General features: G+C 61.3%; 31 protein-coding genes. 16 read left to right on the top strand and 15 right to left on the bottom strand.

From position 1 onward, the window contains the following. Position 1: 1 nt before the first annotated feature. Positions 2-892 (bottom strand): DMT family transporter, encoded by an 891-nt coding sequence (locus KR52_RS09905; RefSeq protein ID WP_038555351.1) that lies wholly within the window; start codon positions 890-892, stop codon positions 2-4. A gap of 53 nt (positions 893-945) precedes the next feature. Here KR52_RS09905 and dnaG point away from each other — a divergent pair, with 53 nt between their 5' ends. The 4 genes from dnaG to KR52_RS09885 are packed head-to-tail and all read left to right on the top strand — an operon-like array spanning position 946 to position 3,993. After that, the gene (gene dnaG, locus KR52_RS09900; RefSeq protein ID WP_038555348.1) at positions 946-2,994 is read left to right on the top strand and encodes a DNA primase; all 2,049 of its coding nucleotides are present in this window, start codon (positions 946-948) and stop codon (positions 2,992-2,994) included. Positions 2,995-3,049: 55 nt separating this feature from the next. Continuing rightward, positions 3,050-3,307, top strand: coding sequence for a hypothetical protein (locus KR52_RS09895; RefSeq protein WP_038557201.1), 258 nt, complete (start codon positions 3,050-3,052; stop codon positions 3,305-3,307). After that, positions 3,307-3,603 (top strand): hypothetical protein, encoded by a 297-nt coding sequence (locus tag KR52_RS09890; RefSeq protein WP_038555345.1) that lies wholly within the window; start codon positions 3,307-3,309, stop codon positions 3,601-3,603. Before KR52_RS09895 ends, KR52_RS09890 begins: the two co-directional genes overlap by 1 nt. Positions 3,604-3,606: 3 nt before the next feature. After that, positions 3,607-3,993, top strand: coding sequence for a hypothetical protein (locus KR52_RS09885; protein WP_051834325.1), 387 nt, complete (start codon positions 3,607-3,609; stop codon positions 3,991-3,993). A 9-nt stretch (positions 3,994-4,002) separates the two neighbouring features. Here the strand turns inward: KR52_RS09885 and KR52_RS09880 are convergent, their stop codons facing one another. Then, positions 4,003-5,277, bottom strand: coding sequence for a Y-family DNA polymerase (locus KR52_RS09880; protein WP_038555338.1), 1,275 nt, complete (start codon positions 5,275-5,277; stop codon positions 4,003-4,005). Positions 5,278-5,289: 12 nt separating this feature from the next. Next, positions 5,290-5,721, bottom strand: coding sequence for a LexA family transcriptional regulator (locus tag KR52_RS09875; RefSeq protein WP_038555335.1), 432 nt, complete (start codon positions 5,719-5,721; stop codon positions 5,290-5,292). A gap of 89 nt (positions 5,722-5,810) precedes the next feature. Between KR52_RS09875 and KR52_RS09870 the strand changes: the two genes are divergently transcribed. After that, positions 5,811-6,200 (top strand): hypothetical protein, encoded by a 390-nt coding sequence (locus KR52_RS09870; protein ID WP_038557199.1) that lies wholly within the window; start codon positions 5,811-5,813, stop codon positions 6,198-6,200. On the opposite strand, the gene KR52_RS09865 is transcribed toward KR52_RS09870, so the two are convergent. From KR52_RS09865 to KR52_RS09845, 5 genes are read right to left on the bottom strand one after another with little or no spacing between them, the layout of a single operon-like run. Then, the gene (locus KR52_RS09865; protein WP_038555332.1) at positions 6,169-6,768 is read right to left on the bottom strand and encodes a 2OG-Fe(II) oxygenase; all 600 of its coding nucleotides are present in this window, start codon (positions 6,766-6,768) and stop codon (positions 6,169-6,171) included. The two genes, KR52_RS09870 and KR52_RS09865, sit on opposite strands and share 32 nt — an antisense overlap. Before the next feature lie 2 nt (positions 6,769-6,770). Further along, positions 6,771-7,604, bottom strand: a complete 834-nt coding sequence (locus KR52_RS09860) for a hypothetical protein (protein ID WP_253912374.1) — start codon at positions 7,602-7,604, stop codon at positions 6,771-6,773. Positions 7,605-7,640: 36 nt separating this feature from the next. Then, on the bottom strand, positions 7,641-8,075 hold the full coding sequence (locus tag KR52_RS09855; protein ID WP_038555326.1) for a 23S rRNA (pseudouridine(1915)-N(3))-methyltransferase RlmH: 435 nt from the start codon (positions 8,073-8,075) through the stop codon (positions 7,641-7,643). Continuing rightward, positions 8,072-8,500, bottom strand: a complete 429-nt coding sequence (locus tag KR52_RS09850; RefSeq protein WP_038555323.1) for a hypothetical protein — start codon at positions 8,498-8,500, stop codon at positions 8,072-8,074. Before KR52_RS09850 ends, KR52_RS09855 begins: the two co-directional genes overlap by 4 nt. 3 nt (positions 8,501-8,503) lie before the next feature. Beyond that, entirely contained in the window at positions 8,504-8,989 is a 486-nt protein-coding gene (locus KR52_RS09845) for a pentapeptide repeat-containing protein (RefSeq protein WP_038557196.1), read from the bottom strand. A gap of 72 nt (positions 8,990-9,061) precedes the next feature. Between KR52_RS09845 and KR52_RS09840 the strand changes: the two genes are divergently transcribed. The 8 genes from KR52_RS09840 (at position 9,062) to KR52_RS09805 (ending at position 15,370) form a co-directional block, all read left to right on the top strand. Continuing rightward, a complete protein-coding gene (locus tag KR52_RS09840) occupies positions 9,062-9,430 on the top strand; it encodes a YraN family protein (protein ID WP_038555320.1) in 369 nt (122 codons plus the stop codon). A 14-nt stretch (positions 9,431-9,444) separates the two neighbouring features. Beyond that, the gene (rsmA, locus tag KR52_RS09835; protein WP_038555317.1) at positions 9,445-10,269 is read left to right on the top strand and encodes a 16S rRNA (adenine(1518)-N(6)/adenine(1519)-N(6))-dimethyltransferase RsmA; all 825 of its coding nucleotides are present in this window, start codon (positions 9,445-9,447) and stop codon (positions 10,267-10,269) included. Between the two features lie 9 nt (positions 10,270-10,278). Then, a complete protein-coding gene (gene ispE, locus KR52_RS09830; protein WP_038555315.1) occupies positions 10,279-11,202 on the top strand; it encodes a 4-(cytidine 5'-diphospho)-2-C-methyl-D-erythritol kinase in 924 nt (307 codons plus the stop codon). Next, entirely contained in the window at positions 11,199-11,516 is a 318-nt protein-coding gene (locus KR52_RS09825; RefSeq protein ID WP_038555312.1) for a DUF3082 domain-containing protein, read from the top strand. Before ispE ends, KR52_RS09825 begins: the two co-directional genes overlap by 4 nt. Positions 11,517-11,698: 182 nt before the next feature. After that, a complete protein-coding gene (locus KR52_RS09820) occupies positions 11,699-12,682 on the top strand; it encodes a pyruvate dehydrogenase complex E1 component subunit beta (protein WP_038555309.1) in 984 nt (327 codons plus the stop codon). Positions 12,683-12,687: 5 nt separating this feature from the next. Then, positions 12,688-14,169 (top strand): protein translocase subunit SecD, encoded by a 1,482-nt coding sequence (gene secD / locus KR52_RS09815; protein ID WP_038557194.1) that lies wholly within the window; start codon positions 12,688-12,690, stop codon positions 14,167-14,169. Between the two features lie 3 nt (positions 14,170-14,172). Next, positions 14,173-15,162 carry a protein translocase subunit SecF gene (secF, locus tag KR52_RS09810; protein WP_038555306.1) on the top strand — a complete coding sequence of 330 codons (990 nt, stop codon included), beginning with the start codon at positions 14,173-14,175 and terminating at the stop codon, positions 15,160-15,162. After that, entirely contained in the window at positions 15,155-15,370 is a 216-nt protein-coding gene (locus tag KR52_RS09805; protein ID WP_156957701.1) for a hypothetical protein, read from the top strand. Before secF ends, KR52_RS09805 begins: the two co-directional genes overlap by 8 nt. On the opposite strand, the gene KR52_RS09800 is transcribed toward KR52_RS09805, so the two are convergent. Further along, the gene (locus KR52_RS09800) at positions 15,361-15,537 is read right to left on the bottom strand and encodes a hypothetical protein (RefSeq protein WP_253912373.1); all 177 of its coding nucleotides are present in this window, start codon (positions 15,535-15,537) and stop codon (positions 15,361-15,363) included. The two genes, KR52_RS09805 and KR52_RS09800, sit on opposite strands and share 10 nt — an antisense overlap. Before the next feature lie 144 nt (positions 15,538-15,681). Between KR52_RS09800 and KR52_RS09795 the strand changes: the two genes are divergently transcribed. Further along, entirely contained in the window at positions 15,682-15,894 is a 213-nt protein-coding gene (locus KR52_RS09795) for a hypothetical protein (RefSeq protein WP_156957700.1), read from the top strand. A 107-nt stretch (positions 15,895-16,001) separates the two neighbouring features. Here KR52_RS09795 and KR52_RS09790 read toward each other — a convergent pair whose 3' ends face one another. The 4 genes from KR52_RS09790 to mnmH are packed head-to-tail and all read right to left on the bottom strand — an operon-like array spanning position 16,002 to position 19,520. Beyond that, complete coding sequence (locus KR52_RS09790) at positions 16,002-16,991, bottom strand: AI-2E family transporter (protein WP_038555297.1); 990 nt, start codon at positions 16,989-16,991, stop codon at positions 16,002-16,004. Further along, positions 16,988-18,067, bottom strand: a complete 1,080-nt coding sequence (locus KR52_RS09785; RefSeq protein WP_038555293.1) for an AI-2E family transporter — start codon at positions 18,065-18,067, stop codon at positions 16,988-16,990. The genes KR52_RS09790 and KR52_RS09785 overlap by 4 nt, the downstream gene beginning before the upstream one ends. Continuing rightward, positions 18,064-18,447 carry a photosystem II reaction center protein Psb28 gene (gene psb28 / locus KR52_RS09780; RefSeq protein ID WP_038555289.1) on the bottom strand — a complete coding sequence of 128 codons (384 nt, stop codon included), beginning with the start codon at positions 18,445-18,447 and terminating at the stop codon, positions 18,064-18,066. The genes KR52_RS09785 and psb28 overlap by 4 nt, the downstream gene beginning before the upstream one ends. 29 nt (positions 18,448-18,476) lie before the next feature. Further along, a complete protein-coding gene (gene mnmH / locus KR52_RS09775; RefSeq protein ID WP_038555286.1) occupies positions 18,477-19,520 on the bottom strand; it encodes a tRNA 2-selenouridine(34) synthase MnmH in 1,044 nt (347 codons plus the stop codon). A gap of 40 nt (positions 19,521-19,560) precedes the next feature. Between mnmH and KR52_RS09770 the strand changes: the two genes are divergently transcribed. After that, a complete protein-coding gene (locus KR52_RS09770; protein ID WP_038557189.1) occupies positions 19,561-20,280 on the top strand; it encodes a GUN4 domain-containing protein in 720 nt (239 codons plus the stop codon). 53 nt (positions 20,281-20,333) lie between these two features. Further along, entirely contained in the window at positions 20,334-20,771 is a 438-nt protein-coding gene (locus tag KR52_RS09765; protein WP_038555282.1) for an ATP-binding protein, read from the top strand. Here the strand turns inward: KR52_RS09765 and KR52_RS15155 are convergent. After that, the gene (locus KR52_RS15155; protein WP_071840233.1) at positions 20,731-20,985 is read right to left on the bottom strand and encodes a DUF6439 family protein; all 255 of its coding nucleotides are present in this window, start codon (positions 20,983-20,985) and stop codon (positions 20,731-20,733) included. The two genes, KR52_RS09765 and KR52_RS15155, sit on opposite strands and share 41 nt — an antisense overlap. 323 nt (positions 20,986-21,308) lie before the next feature. Further along, on the bottom strand, positions 21,309-21,623 hold the full coding sequence (locus KR52_RS09760) for a copper-binding protein (protein WP_038557187.1): 315 nt from the start codon (positions 21,621-21,623) through the stop codon (positions 21,309-21,311). Positions 21,624-21,673: the final 50 nt, after the last annotated feature.

The following is a 21,673-nucleotide window of genomic DNA, read 5'->3' as shown; positions in this document are numbered from 1 at the left end:
TCTAACGTCGCGCCGACAGGCTGATCAGGGTGGCGGCCAGCACCAGCATCCCGCCGCCCACCTGCCAGGCATTGATCGATTCTGCGAACCAAAGCCAGCCCCAGCCAGCGGCAAAGACCACCTGCACGTAATTGATCGATGTGGCCCGGGCGGCGGGCAGGCAGCGCAGGCCCTCGGTCACCCAGATCTGGCCCAGCTGGGTCATCACACCGACCCCCAGCAGCCAGAACCATTCGATGCCTTGGGGCCAGACCCCTTGGTGCAGAACCCAGGGCAGGGTCATGGGAACCGAGATCATCGGGAAATAGAGGATGATCACCAAGGGGTGCTCGGTTTGAGACAGCCGCCGCACACTCACGTAGGCCAGGGCGGTCATCAGAGCGCCAGCAATGCCGATCAGGGCAGGGATCAGTTGCGCAGGTTGGGCTGTTCCAGTGAGCCACTGCGGTTGCACCACCAGGGTGACGCCGATCCAGCCCAGAAGAACCGCTGCACTGATGCGTCGGCGCAGGGGCTCGCCCAGAAGCAACAGCGCTGCCACGGCGGTGAAGGTGGGATAGGTGTACTGGAGCACCGTCGCTGAAGCGAGCGGCAGCTGGTCGATCGCCTCGAAGAAGCAGAGCAGGGCCAGGCTGCCCAGTACACCCCGGGCCACCAGCAGCCCCCGTCGCTGGCCCCAGGGAGAGACCCCGGCCAGGCGCAGGCCCACAGTGGTCAGAACGATGCTGATCAGGGCCCGGCACAGCACGATTTCCGCCACCGGAAGCCGACTGTTCAGTTGCTTGACGCAGACCGTCATCAGGCTGAAGGCCAGGGAGCTGAGGATCAGGGCTCGGCTGCCCCGCACTGATTCCCGGTTCCACCAGGGCTGTGGGTTCTGCGGTTCGGCCATGGCTGTTCTGATGACGGGGTGCACGGAACCCTGCGACTTCGCAGAATGGATCGATGGTGAACGCCCGCCTGCACCCCAGAACGATCGAGGCCGTCAAGGAACGGGCCGACATCGTCGATGTGGTGGGCGAGCACGTGGTGCTCAAGAAGAAGGGACGGGAATTCGTCGGGATCTGTCCGTTCCATGACGACAGCAAACCGTCGATGACGGTGTCGCCTGCCAAGCAGTTCTACTACTGCTTCTCCTGTGGTGCTGGCGGCAACTCCATCAAGTTCCTGATGGAGTTCCAGCGCCAGAGTTTCAGCGATGTGGTGCTGGATCTGGCGCGGCGGTATCAGCTGCCGATCGAGATGGTGGATGGTCCGCAGCAGGAACGGCTGCGGCAGCAGTTGTCCCGCAGGGACAAGCTGCAACGGGCCCTTGCCCTGGCTGCCGGGTGGTTTCGCAGCCAGTTGATGGCACCAACGGGCGCAGAGGCCCTCAAGTACCTCAATGAAGCCAGAGGGTTGAGCCCCGCCACGCAGGAGACCTTTCAACTCGGCTATGCGCCGGATCAGTGGGATGGTCTGCTCAAGCATCTTCAACAGGTCGAGGGCCTGGCACCTGAGCTTCTGGAGGCTGCTGGGCTGGTGGTGCCCCGCAAGGGCGGCAACGGGTTTTATGACCGCTTCCGCCATCGGGTCATGGTGCCGATCCATGACCGTCAGGGCCGGGTGATCGGTTTCGGGGGACGCAGCCTTGATGGCAGCGAACCGAAATACCTCAACTCCCCCGAGACCGAAGTGTTCGAGAAGGGGAAGCATCTGTTCGGGCTCGACAAGGCCTCCAATGCCATCCGCAAGGACGACAGGGCGGTGGTGGTGGAGGGCTATTTCGATGTGATTGCCCTGCATGCCGCCGGCATCACCAACGCCGTGGCCTCCCTCGGCACGGCTCTGAGCAGTCAGCAGATCACCCAGCTGTGCCGCGTCAGCGACAGCAAGCGGATCGTTCTGAATTTCGACGCCGACGGCGCCGGCGTTCGTGCGGCCAATCGGGCCATCGGTGAGGTGGAGCAGCTGGCGATGCAGGGCCAGCTGGAGCTGCGGGTTCTGCACCTCCCGTCCGGGAAGGACCCCGATGAGTTTCTCAAACAGAACGGGGCCGGTGATTACCGCGCTCTGCTCGATCAGGCCCCCCTCTGGCTGGATTGGCAGATCGAGCAGGTGCTGGAGGAGCGCGATCTCAGCCGGGCCGACCAGTTCCAACAGGCGGTGACCGCCCTGGTGGGGCTGCTGGGCAAACTGCCCCAGTCCGCCGTGCGCACCCACTACCTCCAACGGGTGGCGGAGCGCCTCAGTGGTGGCCAGGGACGACTGGCGCTTCAGCTGGAGGACGACCTGCGCCAGCAGGTGAAGGGCCAGCGTTGGCATGGGCGCTCCAGCCGGCACGAGCAGCCTGGGGAATCCGGACATCGGGAGCGCTGTGAGGCCGATCTGCTGCGGCTGTATCTGCATTGCCCTCGGCATCGGGCCACGATTCGCCAGGAACTGCGCCAACGCGAACTGGAGGATTTCGCCATTCCCCATCACCGCCATCTCTGGGCGGCCATCACGGACCTCGAGGAGACCAACCTGGGTGAGGGGCGGTTGGAGGCGATCAGCCGCTGCGACGACGACGGCGAGGGGCTGGATCTCATCGATCTGCCCCGCTTGCTCACCGATCAGCTCCTGTTGGAGAGCAGTGCGCTCGTGTCCCGCCTGACGCCTCTGCTGGAGCCTGGTGAATTGCAGCGTGTTGCCCTGGCGGAGCCGCTGGAGCAGTTGCGGGGCATTGCTGCCCTGTTGGAGCGGCAAAAAAGCTTGAAGCGCTGCCGGCACTTGTTGGAGGCCTGGGGCGGCCAGCGTCTGCAAACCCTGGAATCCTGCATCGCTGTATTGATTGATCAGGAGGCTTCGTCAGATCAGGCCTCCGTGGATATGGAGGTGCGGATTCAGGCCCTGTTCGATGACCTCAACCGTGATGCGCTGCGCTACCAGGAGCTGTATTACACCGAGAGAAAACACATCGGCCATCTGGATCAGCAGCGTTGTGCCAGTTACACCGTGCCTCCTGCAGCCTGAGCCACAGGCCGGTGGTCTGGGCAAACTGCATCAGGATCTGTTCCTCGGGTTGAAGATGTCTGAATTCTTCGAAGCGATCTGGCACGGCGAGGGCGTCGGCGACGGTGGCGATCTGGAGGAAGCGCTGCAGGCCTACGTCGCGGTGAAGCCGGAGGAGGGGGATTGGGTCGAGGCTTGCGCCGCCGAGGGGGCCGACCCCGTGATCGAGCGCTTCCCCTCCTTTGAGGCCTACCTCGACAATGCTGATCCGCTCGAGCGCATTCCTGTGACCCCGCAGATGATCAGCGAAGCCCTTGCCTTGCTGCCGTCCTGATGTCTGATTCGCAGCTTGATTTCGCCGCGCTCGATCCGGTCAACCACCTCTGGCCGGCCTTCGTGGAGCGACTGGGCTCCGACAAAGCCCAGCGGGCTGTCCGCCAGGCGCTGGATCTGCAGGGCATGCGCGGGCACCAGGGCACCCTGCCTGTGCTGTTCACCGAAACCGGCGGATTGGCGTTGGCCAGCACCGATCTGGTGCGGGAGCAAACGGGGCTCAACGCCCACGGGGAGCGGATGGTGTTGCTGCTCAGCACCCGTGAACAGGTCATTCAGTTGCTGCAGGAGGTCTGAGTGATGACCCCTCCTTCCTCCCCGCCACCATTGGGGTCTCCGTCCCCTGCCGACAGTGGTCTCTATCTCGTTCCCTACTGGGTGCGTGGCGGTCGCCTCTGGGGCCTCATTGCCCTCGTTCTCGTGTTGGGTGGCATCCTCGTCCCGATGGTGCTGTCTGCGGTGCAGCGCCAGGCCAGTTCCCGCGGCTTCGGCCGTGGGGTGGCCACGTCCCTCTGCAGCCTTGCCCACACATCCTCAGACCTGAGTCGCGACGACGCTCTGGCCCAGCTGAAGGAGATCCAAACCAGTTTTGTACGCACGCGGGCTGTCGATGCTGAGGCTTTTCTCAGGGGTGTGGACCAGGTGGCGACCAGCCTTCCGGCCTGTCGTTTTCTGAGTGAGCCGTGATCGACGGCTTCAGGCCCTTACCACCGGCAGATCCTGCAGACGGGTCGTGGCGGCGCGGCTGAGTTGCTCTCGCCGCATCAACCAGCTGGGTTGCAGGCCGCAACCGGCCCATTGCAGGGTTCCACGGCCATAGCGCCGATTGATCCGGTCGATGGTCTGCATCAGGCATTCCCGTTTCTGCTGTTGTTCTTCACTCATCGGCACCATCAGATGGGTTTGGAGGATGTCGTGGCTCTGCAGGTGCTGCATCAGCACGCCAGCCTTGGCCAGTTGACGGTGGGGCCGGAAGATCCGTGCCACCAGGGGCTGTGCCGCCTGCAGCAGCACGGCCGTGTCATTGCTTGGGAGATCCAGCTGCGTGCTGGCCGCTCGGCTGTAAAACCCGGGAGCAAACGGGCTGGTGCGGGTGTAGATGGTGAGAGTTGCCGCCCGTTGCCGTTGCTTGCGCAATTTCTCGGCGGCGCGCACCACGTAGGTGGCGATGGCCTGGTGCAGCTCCTCCTGGCTGGTGATGGGCCGGCTGAAACTGCGGCTCACGCAGGTTTCCTGCTTCGGTGCCGGCGCCAGGTCCAGTGGCAGGCAGGCGTGGCCGCGCAGTTCCCGTTGCAGCCGTAGACCCACCACACCGCATTTGGCGCGGAGCTCCCCACTCGGCATGTCCCGCAGGCGCCGTGCGTTGCTGATGCCCCGCAGGCGGCACCAATGGGCCAATTGGCGACCGATTCCCCAGACATCCTCGATCGCAATCGTTTCCAGCCAGTGATCCGGGTTGTCGCATTGGCCGAGGTCGAACACCCCCGCATGGTCCGGCGTCTGCTTGGCCAGACGATTGGCCAGCTTGGCTTGCCCCTTGCTGGCTCCCAGGCCGATGGCAATCGGAATGCCGAGGTTCTGTCGGGCCCGTGCCCGCAGCTGGCGGGCCCAACCTTGCAGGTCGCCATTGCTGGGACGACGAATCCGCCCGAAGGCTTCGTCGATGGAATACACCTCCAGCTCTTCACAGTGGGCCTCCAGCAGGCTCATCATCCGCTGGCTCATGTCGGCATAGAGGGCGTAGTTCGAACTGCGCACCACAACGTTGTGCTGTTCAAGCTCCCGGCGCGCCTTGAAGTACGGCGTTCCCATCCGGAGGCCCAGGGCACGGGCTTCGGCGCTGCGCGCCACGATGCAGCCGTCGTTGTTGGACAGCACCACCACGGGGCGGCCGATCAGGGCCGGGTCCAGGCTCTGCTCGCAGGAGGCATAGAAATTGTTTCCATCGATCAGGGCCGTGGCCTGAGGCATGGCGATGTCGCTTCAGAGCGGATGGATCACGTGGATGGCGACGCCCCAGATCTGCACCTCGCTGCAGCGGTGAAGCTCCAGGGGGGGATAGTCCGGATGGGCAGCTTCCAGACGCAACCGGCCGCGATGGCGCACCAGACGCTTGAGGGTGAATGCACCGTCAAGGACAGCCACGACCACCTTCCCCGGTCGCGGGTCGAGGCTGCGATCAACCACCAGGAGATCGCCGTCATGGATGCCGGCATCGGTCATGGAGTTGCCGCTCACATGCAGAAAAAAGGTGCTGGTGGGATGCCGGATCAGTTGTTCATTGAGGTCGATCCCCACATCGACATAGTCATCGGCGGGGGACGGAAAGCCAGCGGCGATGCGTTCCCCAGCCAGAGGAAGCGCGAGCCGACTGCGTTTGGGCTGCAGGGGCAGCGGACTGTGTTGGAGCTCCACGGCAGCAGCAACAGCTGACTAAATAGTACGCATGTACTGCTTGTCATGGGGGAGGGCCCGGTGAAGATGGTGGCCTTCGACATCTGGTGTTGGCTGACTCCCCTTACCTCGTGGCCATGGCGTTGATTGATCAGCGAGGCCAGCGCGCCCTGCCTCTGGGGGGACGGTCTCAGAAAGAGGTGGCTCCGCAGGGGGAAGCTCCGGAGGCGTTGGGCCATGCTCTTGTGCTGGAGCTGCTGCTGCGGGTGTGGCAGCGCAGTGATCAGGGTGTTCTGCAGCGTGCGGCTGGAGCCGACAGCCTGCTGCTGGTGGAGCTGCCGATGGAGCGGCTGCCGGAGGACGTGCCCAGGCTCAAGGCGGACTGGTTGAACACGGGAGATACGGCCGCGTTCAAGGCGGGATTGCAGGCTTTCTCCCCGCGGGCCTGGACGGTTTCGATCGAAAAATTCAAGCCTGTGGCTCTGCAGCCGTTGTGGTGAGGGGCGCTTGCTCCCAGATGTTCACGGCCACGGAATAGCGCTCGCCTTCGAAGGGGTTGATCCGATGCAGGATCCCGGGCGAGAAGAGCACCAGGCGGTTCACCACCGGTGGGATCGAGATCACTGAGTGGAAGGTGGGTAAGGGCCCCTGGTATCCGTTCTCGATCGGAGGGTTGTCGGCCACCAGCAGTTCGCCGCCAGCGCAGCTCACGTGGGGGTAGAACACGGTGGACAGCAAGGGCAGCAGGAAACGGCCGCTGCGTTGGCCTTCCAGTTCGTCCTTGTCGATGTGCCAGTCGAGATCGTTGTTGGTGTTGCACCACCACTCGACTCCGGCCCGCTGGGGGGCGAACGGTGTTGCCAGGGGGAGAAGGGCTGCGTCGAGGTAGCGATCGACGATGGCTTGCTGAGCAGGTGCGTGGATCGAGCGGGGAGATCCGGTCTCGGGGCGCCAGCTGAACTGAGCATCGCCGTCGTGCTCCTCCTTGATCCGCCCATGGATGTCACAGAGGTCGCGTAGGTCCTGGAGGGCGCTGGCGGGCAGAAGGTTGTCGATGACGTGCAGCACGGTCAGAGCTCCTTTGCGGCTTGGGCCTGTAAGCGCAGCACGTGCTGAAATGCATCACTGTTTGGATCACGAGCAATTTTTTTGAGACCGAAATGATCACCTCTCTTAAGCAGTCGATCGATCATGTGGCGGGGTACTTTCTTGTCTTTAGGTACTTCAATTAGGGGAGGCGAGAAGATAGCGTCCTGACCTTCTAAAAGATGAAGAATGCTGGGAATCGCGATTTCAGTGACTGGCCAATGACGCTCGGGCTTTCTCTTGAAATAATCGTCTTTAAAGTAGTATCTGAACATGACCCCAAAAAGCTGGAAGACAGCCCAGGGCATGAATACTCCGCAAACTCTCCCGCTGCGGAGTTTTGAAAGGTCTCCATCCAGCATTTCTTGGATGAAGTGTTGAAGTCGAGGATCTGCTTTCGCTTTTCCTGTCCATTTCCAACGGACATTGCTGAATTTGAAAAAGTTGTTCCCGCAGCCAATGCGGTGGTTTTGGAGCTGGTCTTTGGCTTTTGCGGAAACCAGGAGGTCTGTATCGGTGTGAATGAGAACCTTGTCGTGGATGTGCTGATCGGAAAGCGCCGTTTTGATCAGTTCACACAGGGCGTAGGCCGTGCAAGGCCGCCAGGTGGGCTGCCTTCGTTTGGTGAAGACAATGTTGTGCCCCTCCCGTTCGGCGAAGGCGGTGAGCTCGGATTGGAGATCTGGGTGACTCTCCAGAGACACGTGGAAATAATGACGCAACTCAAACGGCGCAAGAAACACCCGATAGTTCTCGAGTTGTCGGGCGATGTGATCAATCGACTGGCCATGGATCGGGGACAGCAGTGCCAGACGCATGGGGGATGACGTGAGATCGGCGACCATCGCGGAACCCTAGGCGCGGTGGTAAGGGCTGCCCTGGACAATCGCCTGGGCCCGGAAGAGTTGTTCGACAAGCATCAGCCGCGCCAGTTCGTGGGGGAAGGTCATTGGGGAGAGGCTCAGGCGCCAGTGGGCCTGTGCCTTGAGTGCAGGGGTCAGACCATCGGCTCCACCAATCACAAAGGCCAGCCTCTCGTTGCCGAACTGTTCCAGACGTCGCGCGAAGGGAACCGAAGCCAGGGTGTCGCCCTGTTCCATCAGGGCGATCATGGTTTCGTCGGGTCGTAGAGCCGCCCGGATGGCATCGGCTTCCTTGTCTGGGTTGCTGTCCCGGAGTTCGTTGATGGTCAACCCAGGCAGGCGTTTGAGGTAGAGCTCAATACCGTCCTGAATCCAGCCGCGACGTACTTTGCCCACCGCAAGAATCCGGCAACGGGCCGGGTTCAAACGTCGTCTCCGTCGTCCTCTAGCAGCAACTGCCCGAAAGCCACATAGAGGCTTTCCTCCTCGCTGCCTGGGTCAACCTTCGGTCGTTTGGGCTGGGTGTTTTTTCCAGGTCCGGGCCGGCTGTGGGCCGGTGCGGCCAGCCCCGGGACGTCGGTGTCGCTGTTGAAGGGCACCACTTGACCCGATGGTTTGCGTTGGGCCTCCAGCTGTTTGAGGCGGGCCATGAGGTGTTCAGGAACGGTGCCGTCCTGGCTGGCCTTCATCAGTTCGCGGAAGAGCTCCTCCGGGTTCTTCTCGGTTTCAACGCGGTGGCGCACCTGGCTGGCTTTGGGCTCTGCGGAAGGCTTCTCCGGTTCCGGCAGGCGTGCGGGGAGTTGACGCCCCAACTCACGCAGGCGCTCGAGGCTGCGGGGATCAAAGCTCATGGTTCAAGCGCAGCCGAGGCTCTCGCGGGTGCTGCGGCCGGTGACGGAATTGGTCCCATCGGCAACGGCACAGAGGCTTTTGAGTTGGTCCCCGCGCATGGGGACATCCGTGAAGTCGGCTCCCGTGATCACCACATCCTTGAAGCGGGTGTTGAAGGCGAAGGCTCCCTCCAGCACGGTATCCGAGAGATTGGTACCCGTCATCACGGCGGAATCGAGCGTGGCTTCACGCAGATCGGAGCCGCTGAGGTCAGCGTCCTGCAGCTTCGCGCCGTAGAGGCTGGCTCCGCGGAGATCCGATCCGGACAGGTTGGCTTCGCGCAGGTTGCTGAGGTTGAAGGTGGCTCCACGCAGGTCCTTGTCGGCGTAGTCGGCACCGATTAGCACCTGTTTGGCCACATCGATGGCGGCATCAGCCGGTGCTACTGCCAGCCACTGGCATGTCAGCAGCAACAGGGAGATCAAAATGGCCGTGAAACGTCTGCGCATGATCGAAACAACCACAAATGAACCCTAGAACCGTTCATCGGGGGAATGGTTTGGATCGAGACGTGATGGTTGATGCCGGTGAAGTCGCAATACAGCGGTCGCTGGGCGGAGCAGCAGGCCCTGCAGCAGCTTGAAGCGCATGGATGGCGATTGCTGGATCGCAACTGGCACTGCCGCTGGGGCGAATTGGATCTGGTGCTGATGCGACACAACGCCTTGCTGGTGGTGGAGGTCAAGGGGCGCCGATCTGGGAGCCGTGATCGCCATGGCCTGGATGCTTTTCATCCCGCCAAAAGGCGTCGCATGGCCCGCACGATCAGCTGTTGGCGTGCTGCCCATCCGGCATCAGCCGATCAGCTGTTGCGGGTCAGGCTGGCTCTTGTGCCTTTGCTGCCATCCCGCGGCACGATTCGTTGGCTGGATGTGGAACGGCTGTGCTGATGCACAGTTGATCCATGGCTTTCTCCGGACACCACGCCCGAAAGCGCTTCGGCCAGCACTGGTTGCGGGACGATTCCGTGCTGCAGCGGATTGTCGAGGCGGCTGATCTTCAGCCCACCGATCGGGTGCTGGAGGTTGGGCCCGGACGCGGCGCCTTGACCGAGCGGCTCCTGGCCGCGGGGCTGAAGGCGGTGCATGCGATTGAGCTCGACCGCGATCTGGTGGCTGGTCTGCAGGAGCGTTTTGAGGCTCAGCCTGGATTCAGCCTCCATCAAGGGGATGTTCTTGAAGCTCCACTTGAATTGAGCGATGGCCGCATCGCCGACAAGGTGGTGGCCAACATCCCGTACAACATCACTGGCCCGTTGCTGGAGCGGTTGGTGGGTCGACTGGACCGGCCGGTGGATCCGCCCTACCAACGGCTTGTCTTGCTCGTGCAGAAGGAAGTCGCGCAGCGGATCCGTGCCCGGCCCGGCCACAGCAGTTTCAGCGCCCTGAGTGTGCGGATGCAGTTGTTGGCCCGCTGTCGTTCGGTGTGTCCGGTGCCGCCGCGCTGTTTTCAGCCCCCACCGAAGGTGCAGTCGGAGGTGATCTGCCTGGAGCCCTTGCCGGCCTCGGAGCGGGTGGAGCCGGCTCTGGCCGTACGGGTGGAATCGCTGTTGAAGCAGGCGTTTCTGGCGCGGCGCAAGATGTTGCGCAACTCCCTGGCGGGTGTGGCTGAACCCGATTGCTTGCAGGCTTTGGCGGTCACCGCCGGCTTCAGCTTGCAGCAGCGCCCCCAGGAACTCGCGCCCGCCACCTGGGTCGCCCTGGCCAGGGGTTTGAATCAAGGCGACTGAACGACCACCATGATCTCGGTGACGGCTCCCGCCAAAGTCAACCTGCATCTCGAGGTTCTGGGACTGCGGTCCGACGGTTTCCACGAGCTGGCCATGGTGATGCAGAGCATCGACTTGTCGGATCGGCTGAGCTTTGAAAACACCGCCGATGCTCAACTCAGCCTCAGTTGCGATGACCCCAACCTCAGTGTTGGCGATGACAACCTGATTCTCAGGGCAGCCCGTTTACTGCGGGACCGTTCCGGTTTCAGTGAATTGGGCGCGTCGATTCATCTGGAGAAGCACATCCCCATCGGTGCTGGCCTGGCTGGTGGCTCCAGCGACGGCGCCGCGGCACTGGTGGGTCTGAATGCCCTGTGGGGCTTGGGCCACAGTCCCGCGGAGCTGGAGTGCATGGCCGCTGAGCTCGGTTCAGACATGCCCTTCTGTGTGGCCGGAGGATGTCAGCTCTGTTTCGGCCGAGGCGAACATCTGGAAGCCTTGCCAGCAACGCTCCAATCCCTGGCGGTGCTCTTGGTCAAAGACCCCACGGTGAGCGTCTCAACGCCCTGGGCTTACAAGCGTTGCCGCGAGCTCAATCAATCCCACTACCTCGCTGGTGAGGCAGCTTTTGAACAACGCCGGCAAGCCTTGCGCAGCGCTGATTGGCTCCGCCCCTTGCGCAGTGATCTGCCACCTCCCTTGCGCAATGACCTGCAGGAGGTGGTCGCTCCTCAAACAGCTGCGGTGCGTTCGGCGCTCGATCTGTTGAAGAGCATTCCGCATAGCCTGGCGGTGGCCATGAGCGGCTCCGGTCCCAGTTGCTTTGCGCTGTTCTCCGATCTGGCGTCATGCCGCCAGGCGCAGGATCAGTTCGCCCCCCAGTTGGACCGCGCCGGCCTGAAGGCCTGGTCTTGCGCCCTCCGCGGGGATGGCGTGAGGATCGAGGCATGACTGATGTCCTTCCACCTGAGAGCCCCGAACCACGGGATCCGCGTAAAGGTCCGCTGAGTTTCCTTTCCGGAGCGCTGACGGCTGGGCTTTTGGCCTGGCTAGCCCTGGGCCTGAGCCGGCGGATGGTGGTCTATTTCGCTGTTCACCCCCCGCACTACAGCTCGCCGATTGCCCAAAACATCGCCGTCACCCTGAAGACCCTGCTGGTGGGCTTGTCCTTCCTGGCCACGTTCAGCACCGGTTTTGTCGCCCTTGGCCTGACCCTGGTGTTTCTTCGCAGTCTCTTTACGGCTCGCGATCAGAACCCTGCCTAATGTCCGCTCATTGCCTGGGTTTGGATGACGCCCCACGACCTCGGCCAGCTGGCGTTGCTGCTGTCTCCGGCCATGCTGCTTTCGGTTTTGCTGTTGTTCACCTTCGCGGCGGGGGGTTGACCCTGCGCTGACTGAGATAGCTTGGCCTCACCACCCGGATTGGCCGGGATCACTGTGACGCCGTGGCAGGAACACTTCTCTTCAACGCCCTCCGGGAAGCCATCGACGAGGAGATGGGGAGAGACCCCCACGTCTGTGTGATGGGAGAAGACGTGGGCCATTACGGGGGCAGTTACAAGGTCACCAAGGATCTGGCGGAGAAATACGGCGATCTCCGGGTTCTCGACACTCCAATTGCTGAGAACGGCTTCACCGGAATGGCGGTTGGTGCCGCGATGACCGGCTTGCGTCCGATCGTTGAGGGCATGAACATGGGCTTCCTGCTCCTGGCCTTCAACCAGATCTCCAACAACATGGGGATGCTCCGCTACACCAGCGGCGGCAACTTCACCATTCCCACTGTGGTGCGCGGTCCCGGTGGTGTGGGTCGTCAGCTCGGCGCTGAGCACAGCCAACGGCTTGAGGCCTACTTCCATGCCGTCCCCGGCATCAAGATCGTGGCCTGCAGCACGCCCACCAATGCCAAAGGCCTGATGAAGGCTGCAATTCGGGACAACAATCCCGTTCTTTTCTTCGAGCACGTTCTGCTCTACAACCTCAGTGAGGAGCTCCCCGAAGGCGACTACATCTGTGCCCTCGACCAGGCGGACTTGGTGAAGGAAGGCACCGATGTGACGATCCTCACCTACTCACGGATGCGTCATCACTGCCTCAAGGCCGTGGAGCAACTGCAGGCAGAGGGAGTGAGCGTTGAATTGATCGATCTGATCAGCCTCAAGCCCTTCGATATGGAGACAATCAGCCGCTCCATCCGCAAGACCAACAAGGTGATTGTGGTGGAGGAATGCATGAAGACCGGTGGCATCGGTGCTGAGCTGATCGCCCTGATCACCGAGCAGTGCTTTGACGACCTGGATGCTCGTCCTGTGCGTCTCTCCAGTCAGGACATCCCCACTCCCTACAACGGTTCCCTGGAGAACCTCACGATCATTCAGCCGCATCAGATCGTCGAGGCGGCTCAGGCGTTGGTCAACAAGGGAATCTGACGTTGATGGCGCGTTATCAGGGTTGGTTTGCCCTTGTTCTTGCCCTGGCGATCGCCGCCGGGATGTTTTTGGTTCGGACGCCGTTGGAGCTCGGCCTTGATCTGAGGGGCGGCAGTCAGCTCACCGTTGAGGTGATGCCGGCTGGGGAGATCACCCGTGTCGGCTCCGAAGAAATGGAAGCGGTGAAAGCTGTGCTCGATCGCCGGGTCAACGGCCTGGGCGTGGCGGAGTCCACTCTGCAGACGGTGGGTGAATCGCAGCTGGTGTTGCAGCTCCCCGGCGAACAGGATCCCACCGCTGCCGCTCGGGTTCTGGGCGATACGGCCCTGCTGGAGTTTCGTGCCCAGAAACCTGACACAGAAGCTGAGTTCCGTGGTCTGAGGCAGCTCCGTTCCCAGGTGGAAGCGATCCTCAGGCTCCGCGAGGATCAGATCCGCCGCGGAGAAACGCCGGAGCCTCTGGATCTGGATCAGCTCAAGTCAACCCAGGAGACCCTGGGTCTTGATGGGCAGGCCAACTCAGAGGAGGAGCAGCTGCGAGAGCTTCTGAACAAGGTTGATTCCGATCTGCTCACCATGCTCGAGCCGGCAGCGCTGACGGGAAAGCAGCTGGTGACGGCAGGCCGCCAACCGCTGCAGAACAATCCAAACAGCTGGGAGGTGACCCTCAATTTCGATGCTGAGGGTGCTGAGGCTTTCGCTGACCTCACCAAGTCGATTGCCGGAACAGATCGGTTGCTGGCCATCACCTTGGACGATCAGCTGATCAGTGCCGCCAGTGTTGGCCCCCAGTTCAAAAGCGCTGGCATCTCCGGTGGAGCGGCCACCATCAGTGGCAATTTCAGTGCCGAATCGGCCCGCGAGCTGGAGGTCAAGCTCCGTGGTGGCTCCTTGCCACTCCCTGTCGAGATCATTGAGGTTCGCACCATCGGGCCCACGCTGGGGGCAGAAAACATTCGCCGCAGCCTTGTGGCAGCCCTCTCTGGACTGGCTCTGGTGGCTGTCTTCATGGTGGTGGCGTATCGCCTGCCTGGAGCAGTGGCTGTGATGGCCCTCAGCCTCTATGCCCTGTTCAATCTGGCGGTGTATGCCTTGATTCCTGTCACGCTGACGCTGCCAGGGATCGCTGGATTCATCCTGTCTATTGGCATGGCCGTCGATGCCAACGTGTTGATCTTCGAGCGGATCAAAGATGAGCTGCGTCGAGGCAACACCTTGATCCGCTCGATTGATACCGGCTTCTCCGAGGCGTTTTCATCCATCGTTGATGGTCACCTGACCACGCTGATCAGCTGCGCGGCTCTTTTCTTCCTTGGCACCGGACTGGTCAAAGGCTTCGCGGCGACCCTGGGCATCGGTGTTCTGCTGAGTCTGTTCACCGCCCTCACCTGCACCCGCACTCTGCTCCGTTTCCTGATGGGGTACGCCGGTCTGCGTCGTGCCAACAATTTCCTGCCCGCTCGGCAGCTTCCTTCCCCTACCGCTTGAACCATGACTGAATCATCGTCATCGGCAACAGCGGCCCAAGTTCGCAATCTGCGCTGGTCCCTCAGCAGCATGCGGCGCCGGGTCTGGTTGATTTCAGGCCTTGTGGTGTCGGTCAGTTTGCTTGGACTTCTGCTCAGCTGGCTGGATCCTTCCATTCGAGCTCCCCTGCGCCCGGGCCTGGATTTCACGGGCGGCACGCAGATTCAATTGGAGCGCCGTTGTGATGATTCCTGCGGCGAGCTCAAGGCAATTGCAGTCTCCGACGTGATCCGCACCTTGGAGTTGCCTGTGGAGGAGGGGCAACCTCTCCCCAACCTGGGAGCACCCAGGGTTCAGCTCCTGGATGCTGGTCAGTCCTTGTTGTTGCGTCTACCAACGTTGTCGGCTGCCCAGGGCCAAGCGGTGATCCAAGCGGTCGACCCGGTTGCAGGACCGTTCCTCTCCGGTGGGCAATCGGTTGACACCATCGGGCCGAGCTTGGGCAAGCAACTGCTGCGCAGCAGCTTGATTTCTCTGCTTGTGGCCTTCACTGGCATCGCCGCCTACATCAGCTTTCGCTACGACCGTCGCTATGCCTTCCTCGCCCTGGTGGCGTTGGCCCATGACGTGGCGATTGTTTGTGGCGTGTTCGCCTGGCTTGGTGTTGTTCTGCACCTGGAGGTGGACAGCCTTTTCGCAGTGTCGTTGCTGACGATTGCCGGCTATTCGGTGAATGACACGGTCGTGGTCTTCGATCGCATCCGAGAGCGCAGCAAGGATGCCTCGGATCTCCCACTTTCATTGCAGGTGGATCAAGCGGTGTCGGCCACCTTGACCCGCACCCTGTACACCAGTGGAACCACCCTGCTTCCTTTGCTGGCTCTTGTCTTCTTTGGTGGGGCGACGCTGTACTGGTTTGCGATTGCCCTGGCTTTGGGAGTTGTCGTGGGCTCCTGGTCAAGCATCGCTCTGGCGCCGTCACTGCTCACACTCTGGGACCGATCCCTTGATTGATCGCACCCGTGACGCGCAACAACGACGCCACCCGGCACGCTGGTTTGCGATCCTGTTGATTCTGCTGGCGCTTGGCGATCTGCGGACTGAGGTTCAGCTGCTCAGTGATCAGTTCACCGTCACTGGTCTTGGTTATGCGATTCGGCATCACCAGTTGGCTGTGGTTGTGCTGATGGGTTCGCCCTCGCTCTGGCGTCGTTACGGCTGACTGGAGCCATTCCCGAATTCACGCCAGATCGAATCCCAGGTGCGCTGCTTCACATCGGTGTTCCAACGCCCCTGACTGTGGGTTGAGGACCACCAGGACTCGAACAGGTCGTGGGCTTCCTCGTGCAGCAACTCCGGATCGAGGTTCTCAAGAACAAGCTGCTTCACGGCTTGCCTCAGTTCCTCATAACGCGAGAAATTGAAGATGACGTCCAAGCCAGTTTGCCGCAAGACCTATCGGACACAGTATTGGACTGGTCGCCAGGGAGGGTGTGGTGTTGGTATCGACTTGAACATCATCGGTCGTTCAGCTTGAGCTACGACTCAACTGGTTGCTCAGGTTCCATGGAGTTAAATCCTGGTCTCAGCGAAGTGGTGTTTGGGCTGCGTGCCGAGGTTGAAGCCTTGAAAGCGCGGCTGAATCAAATTGAACGCGGCCAAGAGGTTGCCGTCTCTGCGGCCTATTGGCAGGCGGTTGAGCGGGAGCGTGATTCAAGCGAAAAAAAGAAACGCCAGTTGCTCTGAGCGCGCATGCGATTGGCATCCTCTCCCAGGAGCCCCATCACTCGACGCCTTGTTGCCACAACTCTTGCCGCCATGTGTTCGTTCGGTTACGGATCAAAGCCCTGTGGTCAGGTCCAGCGGTCCATGATTTGCTGCACCAGAACGCGCTGCATCAGCACCTGAAGCACGACCACCAGGGGAAGCGCCAGGAGAACACCTGGCAGCCCCAGCAGGGCGCCGAGGCTGAGCTGAGCCGTCAAGGCCACAGTGGGAAGAAGGTTCACGGTTTTGCGGAGCAGCAACGGCGTGAGCAGAAAGGCCTCCAGGTTCTGCAGAACCAGCCTGAACACCAGCACCGACACCATTAATTGAGGGGATTGGAGCAGTGCCAACCCCGTCGGAAGCAGGGTTGCCGCCGTTGGACCGATGGTGGGTACGAATGTCAGCAGCCCGCATATCAGGGCGCTCAGCAGGGCCAGGGGTGCCTTCAGCAGAAACAGCCCGCCCCAGGTGAGCAAGAAGACTGTGGTGGCGGAGAGGGTCATGCCGCTGAGCCACCCCCCTAAGGCTTGCCGGGATTCATCCAGCAAGTGCTCCATCTGCTGACGGGCGGGGCGGGGCGTCATGGCCACCACCATGCGGCGGTGGGAACTCGGATCCAGGGCCAGCAGGATGGCGAGCAGGACCATCAGGAACAGTTGAATCAGCGAATTCGCTGCACCGCCGGCGAACCCAAGCAACGGCTGAAGTCCTTTCAGGTTGAGCCCCTGACCCAACGCTTCATTAAGTTGCGCCAGGCGTGGTTCACTGCTCAGCAGGTCAGACACTTTGCTCGTCAGCTGCGGCAGATCCCTTCCCAATTGCTGGAACTGGCTGATCAGTTCCGGGACCAGCAGCTGTCCCAGCAGGCCACCGGCCAAAAGCAAAACCCCCAGCACGACAGCCAGGGCCTGGGGGCGCCCCAGGCGGGTTCGTTTCTGAACCTGCACGATCAGCACGTCCAGGGCAACGGACACCACAACGGCACCGAACACCACCAGGAGCACCCAGCGGAGGTGCCAGAGCAACAGCACCAGCACCACGAGGGTAAGCGCCACCAGAAACGTGCCAGCCGTCATTGCACTGGCTCCAGACGTTGCCAGCGATCCAGCACATCGTGAATCAGCACCTCACGGATGATCACCTGCAGTACCACTGCAAGGGGTAGGGCCATCAGCAGGCCAAGGGGGCCGAACAACAGTGTGAACAGGAACTGGGCCGCCAGGGTCAATCCGGGTAGCAGTTTCACCTGGTGGTGCATTACGGAAGGGGTGATCACATAACTCTCGATGTTCTGGATCACCACATAGGCCCCAAGCACCGCCGCCGCCTTCCATGGGGTATCCAGCAGAGCCACCGCCATCGGGAAGATGGTGCTCATGGTTGGTCCCACATTCGGAATCACGTTCAGCAGACCCGCCAGAAGAGCATTGGCCAGAACCAGTTTCACGCCCAACAGGGTCAGGGCGATGCTGCACAGCACAAACACCGCCAAGGAGCTGATCAGCACGCCAACCATCCAGCTGCTGAGTGCGGCACCGCACTGATCCAGGATGCGGCTCCCGCGACGTCTATAGAAGGATGGAATCAGCTGAAGTCCCACACTGCGGTAGGCCTGGGGCTGGACGCTGATCATCAGAGCAACCGCCAGGACAAACAAGAGGCGCACAACGCCGTTGCCGAGGTTGCCCGCCAGCCCGAGCAGACCCAACAAGCCGCTGCTGACACCTGCCGCCAGTGATGAGCCGTCGGGCACGAGCTGCCTTGGACCATTCAGTTCCAGGTCATCAATGTCGGGAAAGGCATCGGCCCCGTAAATGGCCTCACTGATGGTGTCAATCCAGTCGACTCCCATCCGTACAAGGGTTTGCCCAGCTTCAGGCAGCTTCTGCAGCAGCAGGGAAAATTCATCGAGGAACGGCGGCACGACAACACCGGCCGCTCCTGCCACAAGCATGAGCAGGCCACCGATGCAGAGAACTAGGGCCAGGGGCCGTTGCATCGGCCTCCGCTCTCGAAGAATGCCCACAAGGGTGCACAAGGCCATGGCGAGAACAATGGCTGCAAACAAGAGCAGCAAGAGTTCTTTTAGGGACCACAGCAAAATGATTGCTGAGATGAAGGCTGTCAACGACAGCCACTGAGGCAGTCTCAAACCTGCTGGCCGTCGCCAGCGTCAGTCTGATCGGAATCCTGATTTTGTGAATAACCCAGTCCGTTGGCATCGGCGTAGCGCTGTGCGAAGCGCATGAACCGCTCGAAATCCTGTTCTGACTTCCAGGAGTAAACGGCTTCAAGAGCACTTGCTTTGCCATTCACGAACTTGCCGTTCACTTCCCTGGTCACCATCTCCCCCTCTTCATCGACCATCCACATTCCAGTGATGTCACCCATCGTTTCGGGCGCAATCGCAGCCGGCTGTTCGAAACGGAAGGTCGCCTGCCCTGTGCGGCCGTCGCGGCTGCGGGTCAGACGGATATCGGGCACCACAGGCTCGTTGACTCCCCGAAAGAACTGAATCGCTGCTTCGCTCATGTCGTTCTGGACAATCAATGGGCGCGATCCTAATCGTGGATTTCAACAAACCCGCGCTCAATCAGGGTCTGTGCGGCCTCTATTGCAGTGAGGCCGGATATATCGATGCTGTCGCGCTTGGGTGATCGTGCCAGCTCGTGGTCGTAGCAGCGGTCGTAGTAGTCGAGTGTGGCGTTGCAAGCTCGGGCCCAGTCGTCCCTGGCAATGGCCTCGAGGGCTTCCTTGGTGCGCTGGGGCCCCAGGCGTCGACTGATCCTCTGGGTTGCTTCCGCCAGAGCCGCTCGGCCCTGGTGGCCATAGACCTGGACCAGCTGCTGCACCCGTTCGTTGCGCCCCCGCTGGATCTCAAGGATGGGGGCTTGTTGCAACTGATCAAAAAGGGGTTTGGGAATACGGCAGCAGCCCACCTGGATGCTTTCGGCTTCCAACCAGATCGCTGTTCTGCGTTGGCGTTGATGCAGATCAAGAATCTCGGCCAGTTTGTTTTCGTAGTGCTCGGTGCTGGGTTGCTCCGGCAGGCCCAGGCCACCGAAGCTGCTGCCGCGGTGGTTGGCCAGTCCTTCCAGATCAACGACGGCGACACCCCGGGTTGCCATGGCCAACAGCAGGTCGGTCTTTCCAGTGCCCGTACGACCGCCCATCACACGCAGGGGCCAGTCCTGTTCAAAGAGGCTCTGGGCCCAACGTCGGTAGCTTTTGTAGCCACCCCGCAGCAGTTTTGGCTTGAGGTCGATTTGCTGGGCGAGCCACGCCACGCTGGCTGAGCGCATCCCTCCACGCCAGCAGTAGATCCTCGGATCGCCTTGGTTCCGCAGGGTCTCCAGCTGCTGGGCCAGCCGGCTGAGTTTGGGACCGGTGAGTTCAAGACCCAGGTGAATGGCTGGTCGTCGCCCTTTTTGCTTGTAGGTGGTACCAACTGCAGCACGTTCTTCGTCGCTGAACAGAGGCAGGTTGATGGCTCCTGGCCAGTGCCCCTTGGCGAATTCGCCGGGGCTGCGCACGTCCACCAGTGCACCCTTCAGCTTGCGCAGCTCCTGGATCTCGATTGAACAGATCTCCCCCATGCCTGACATAGTGGGCCAACACCGAGCCAGTTGGGGCCGGTTGCGACTCATGCTTTCCGGTTCCACACCCGCCACCAAGCTCAGCATCGACCAGCTGCTGGATCGTTTCGCGAAGGGAACACCTCGCCAACGACGCCCTCTGATCAAGCAGATCGAATCCCGCGCCCAAGAGCTGGCCAGAGTTGGACCAGATCTCCTTTCCGGTTTTGATCCCGCTGGAGATGACTGGGCTGCTGGATGGATCCTTCAGGTGATCCAACGCCATCAGCCCGCGGCCATCTCGGGGCTGGGCAAATCCACCGCTCAAGGCTGGTTGACGGCTGAATCGGTCGTTGGCCTGGATTACGGGCCGCTGCAACAGAAGCTGCTGAATCAACAGTTCGAGGAAGCGGATCGCATCACCAGTCAGTGTTTGCGTGAGCTGGCTGGTGATGCAGCCGTGAAGAGGGGGTACGTCTATTTCACTGAGGTGCCTTCGATGTCAGGCATTGATTTGGTCAGCCTGGATCGGCTCTGGACGGTCTATTCCCAAGGCCGTTTTGGCTTCACAGCCCAAGCTCGGTTGTTGTCAGCTCTCGATGGTCGCTATGAACGGCTGTGGCCCCGAATTGGCTGGAAATGTGATGGCGTTTGGACACGCTATCCAGCTGCATTCACCTGGTCGATCGAGGCGCCCGAGGGTCACATGCCCTTGATCAACCAGCTGAGGGGGGTGCGCCTTATGGATTCTGTTCTGAATCACCCCGCCCTAGTCGAGCGCAGACCCTGACGGGGCTTTCCATCAACGGTAAGTTCTAAAGATCGACGTCAACGGGCCTGACTGTGCCGTCCAAGAGGTTTCGCTGGGCAGAGTTCACGCTCCCGTCCACGTTGCAACTGGCTCCCTTGCTGGAACTGCTCACCGAACCCGTGGGATGTGTACTGACTAGTCAACGCATCGAGTTGGGGTTGCACGAGGCCCTGGTGAATGCCGTTCGCCATGGCAACGCTGAAAATCCAGCCAAGAGGCTGCGTGTTCGACGCATCCTCACGCCCAATTGGTTGGTTTGGCAGGTTCAGGATGAAGGCTGCGGTTTGCCGCAGCACTCCCGCAAAGCATCGTTGCCTACGGCCCTTGATGCCCCCAGTGGCAGGGGGCTGTTTCTTATCCACCAATGTTTTGACGATGTGCGCTGGAGCCGACGTGGCAACCGTCTGCAATTGGCCTGCCGTCGTCCGGTCAGTGACGAGGACAGCCAGGATCCTTTAGCTCTCCTCTGACCCAGCCGAGTGCCTGTTGAGTTAAGTCTTCAACATCGCTGTTGTCTCCCTGGCGCAGGAGTTGCACCAACGCTGCCGCCAGCAACTCGGCTCCACGTCGCTTTTGATTGTTCTTGAGTTGATGCCAGTCGCGATCACCAATGAGAAGCAACTGATGCAACTCTTCCGCTTTCGCTGTTGCGGAATCGGGCCATGGTGCGGCTTGAGATGTCATCCCTTGTTCAGCAGATTGATCTAGTTTCTCCCTATGTGGATGCATTGGTGTGGAGCAGCGCAAAGGCAAACGGTGTGGCACTGAACTGCTGTGGCTGCACCATGCGTCTCGATTGTTGCTTCAAGGACGTTGCCAGTCGCGTTTAGGCTCAAGCGTTTCAGCCCGACGCTGGCGTCAGCGTCGCCGTCTTGCCGTTGATTTGATTAGTTCAGCTCCGGACGGCTGGGATCTGCCGACAGCTTCCGGGATACGCTTCTGGCGAGCGTTGCGTATGGGTGGAGCAGGTTTCACTCTGGCCTGGCTGCTGGCGCAGCTTTGATCAATCAGGCCGCCTTCTGGCGATGGGCTTGTCCCACCACTACCAGCGAATTGGAGGCAGGGGCTGCAGTTGACATGGACTTAACACCCGGTCGGTTGGATATGTCCTGCCCCTGAAGCCACGCGTTGTGCAGGGCTCGCCTCCGGCGATCCTCTGAAAGAACCAAACGATCAGCTGCTGTCTGAGGGGTTTCCCCTGGCAACACAGCCGTGCGCAGGCAGATGCCAAACCCATGGGCTTCAACTTGCACCTGGCCCTCCATAAGAACCACCTGGAAGGTCCATCCCTGAAGCCAACGCAGCCGGAAGGGATTGGTCATGGATGTCCCTTCGGATTCGAGCACACCCTATGGCGGACAGCCGTTCGTGC

Origin of the sequence: Synechococcus sp. KORDI-52, from assembly GCF_000737595.1 — a bacterium.
In the GTDB taxonomy this organism is placed as follows: Bacteria; Cyanobacteriota; Cyanobacteriia; order PCC-6307; family Cyanobiaceae; genus Parasynechococcus.
This window is presented reverse-complemented; position numbering and strand designations above follow the sequence as displayed.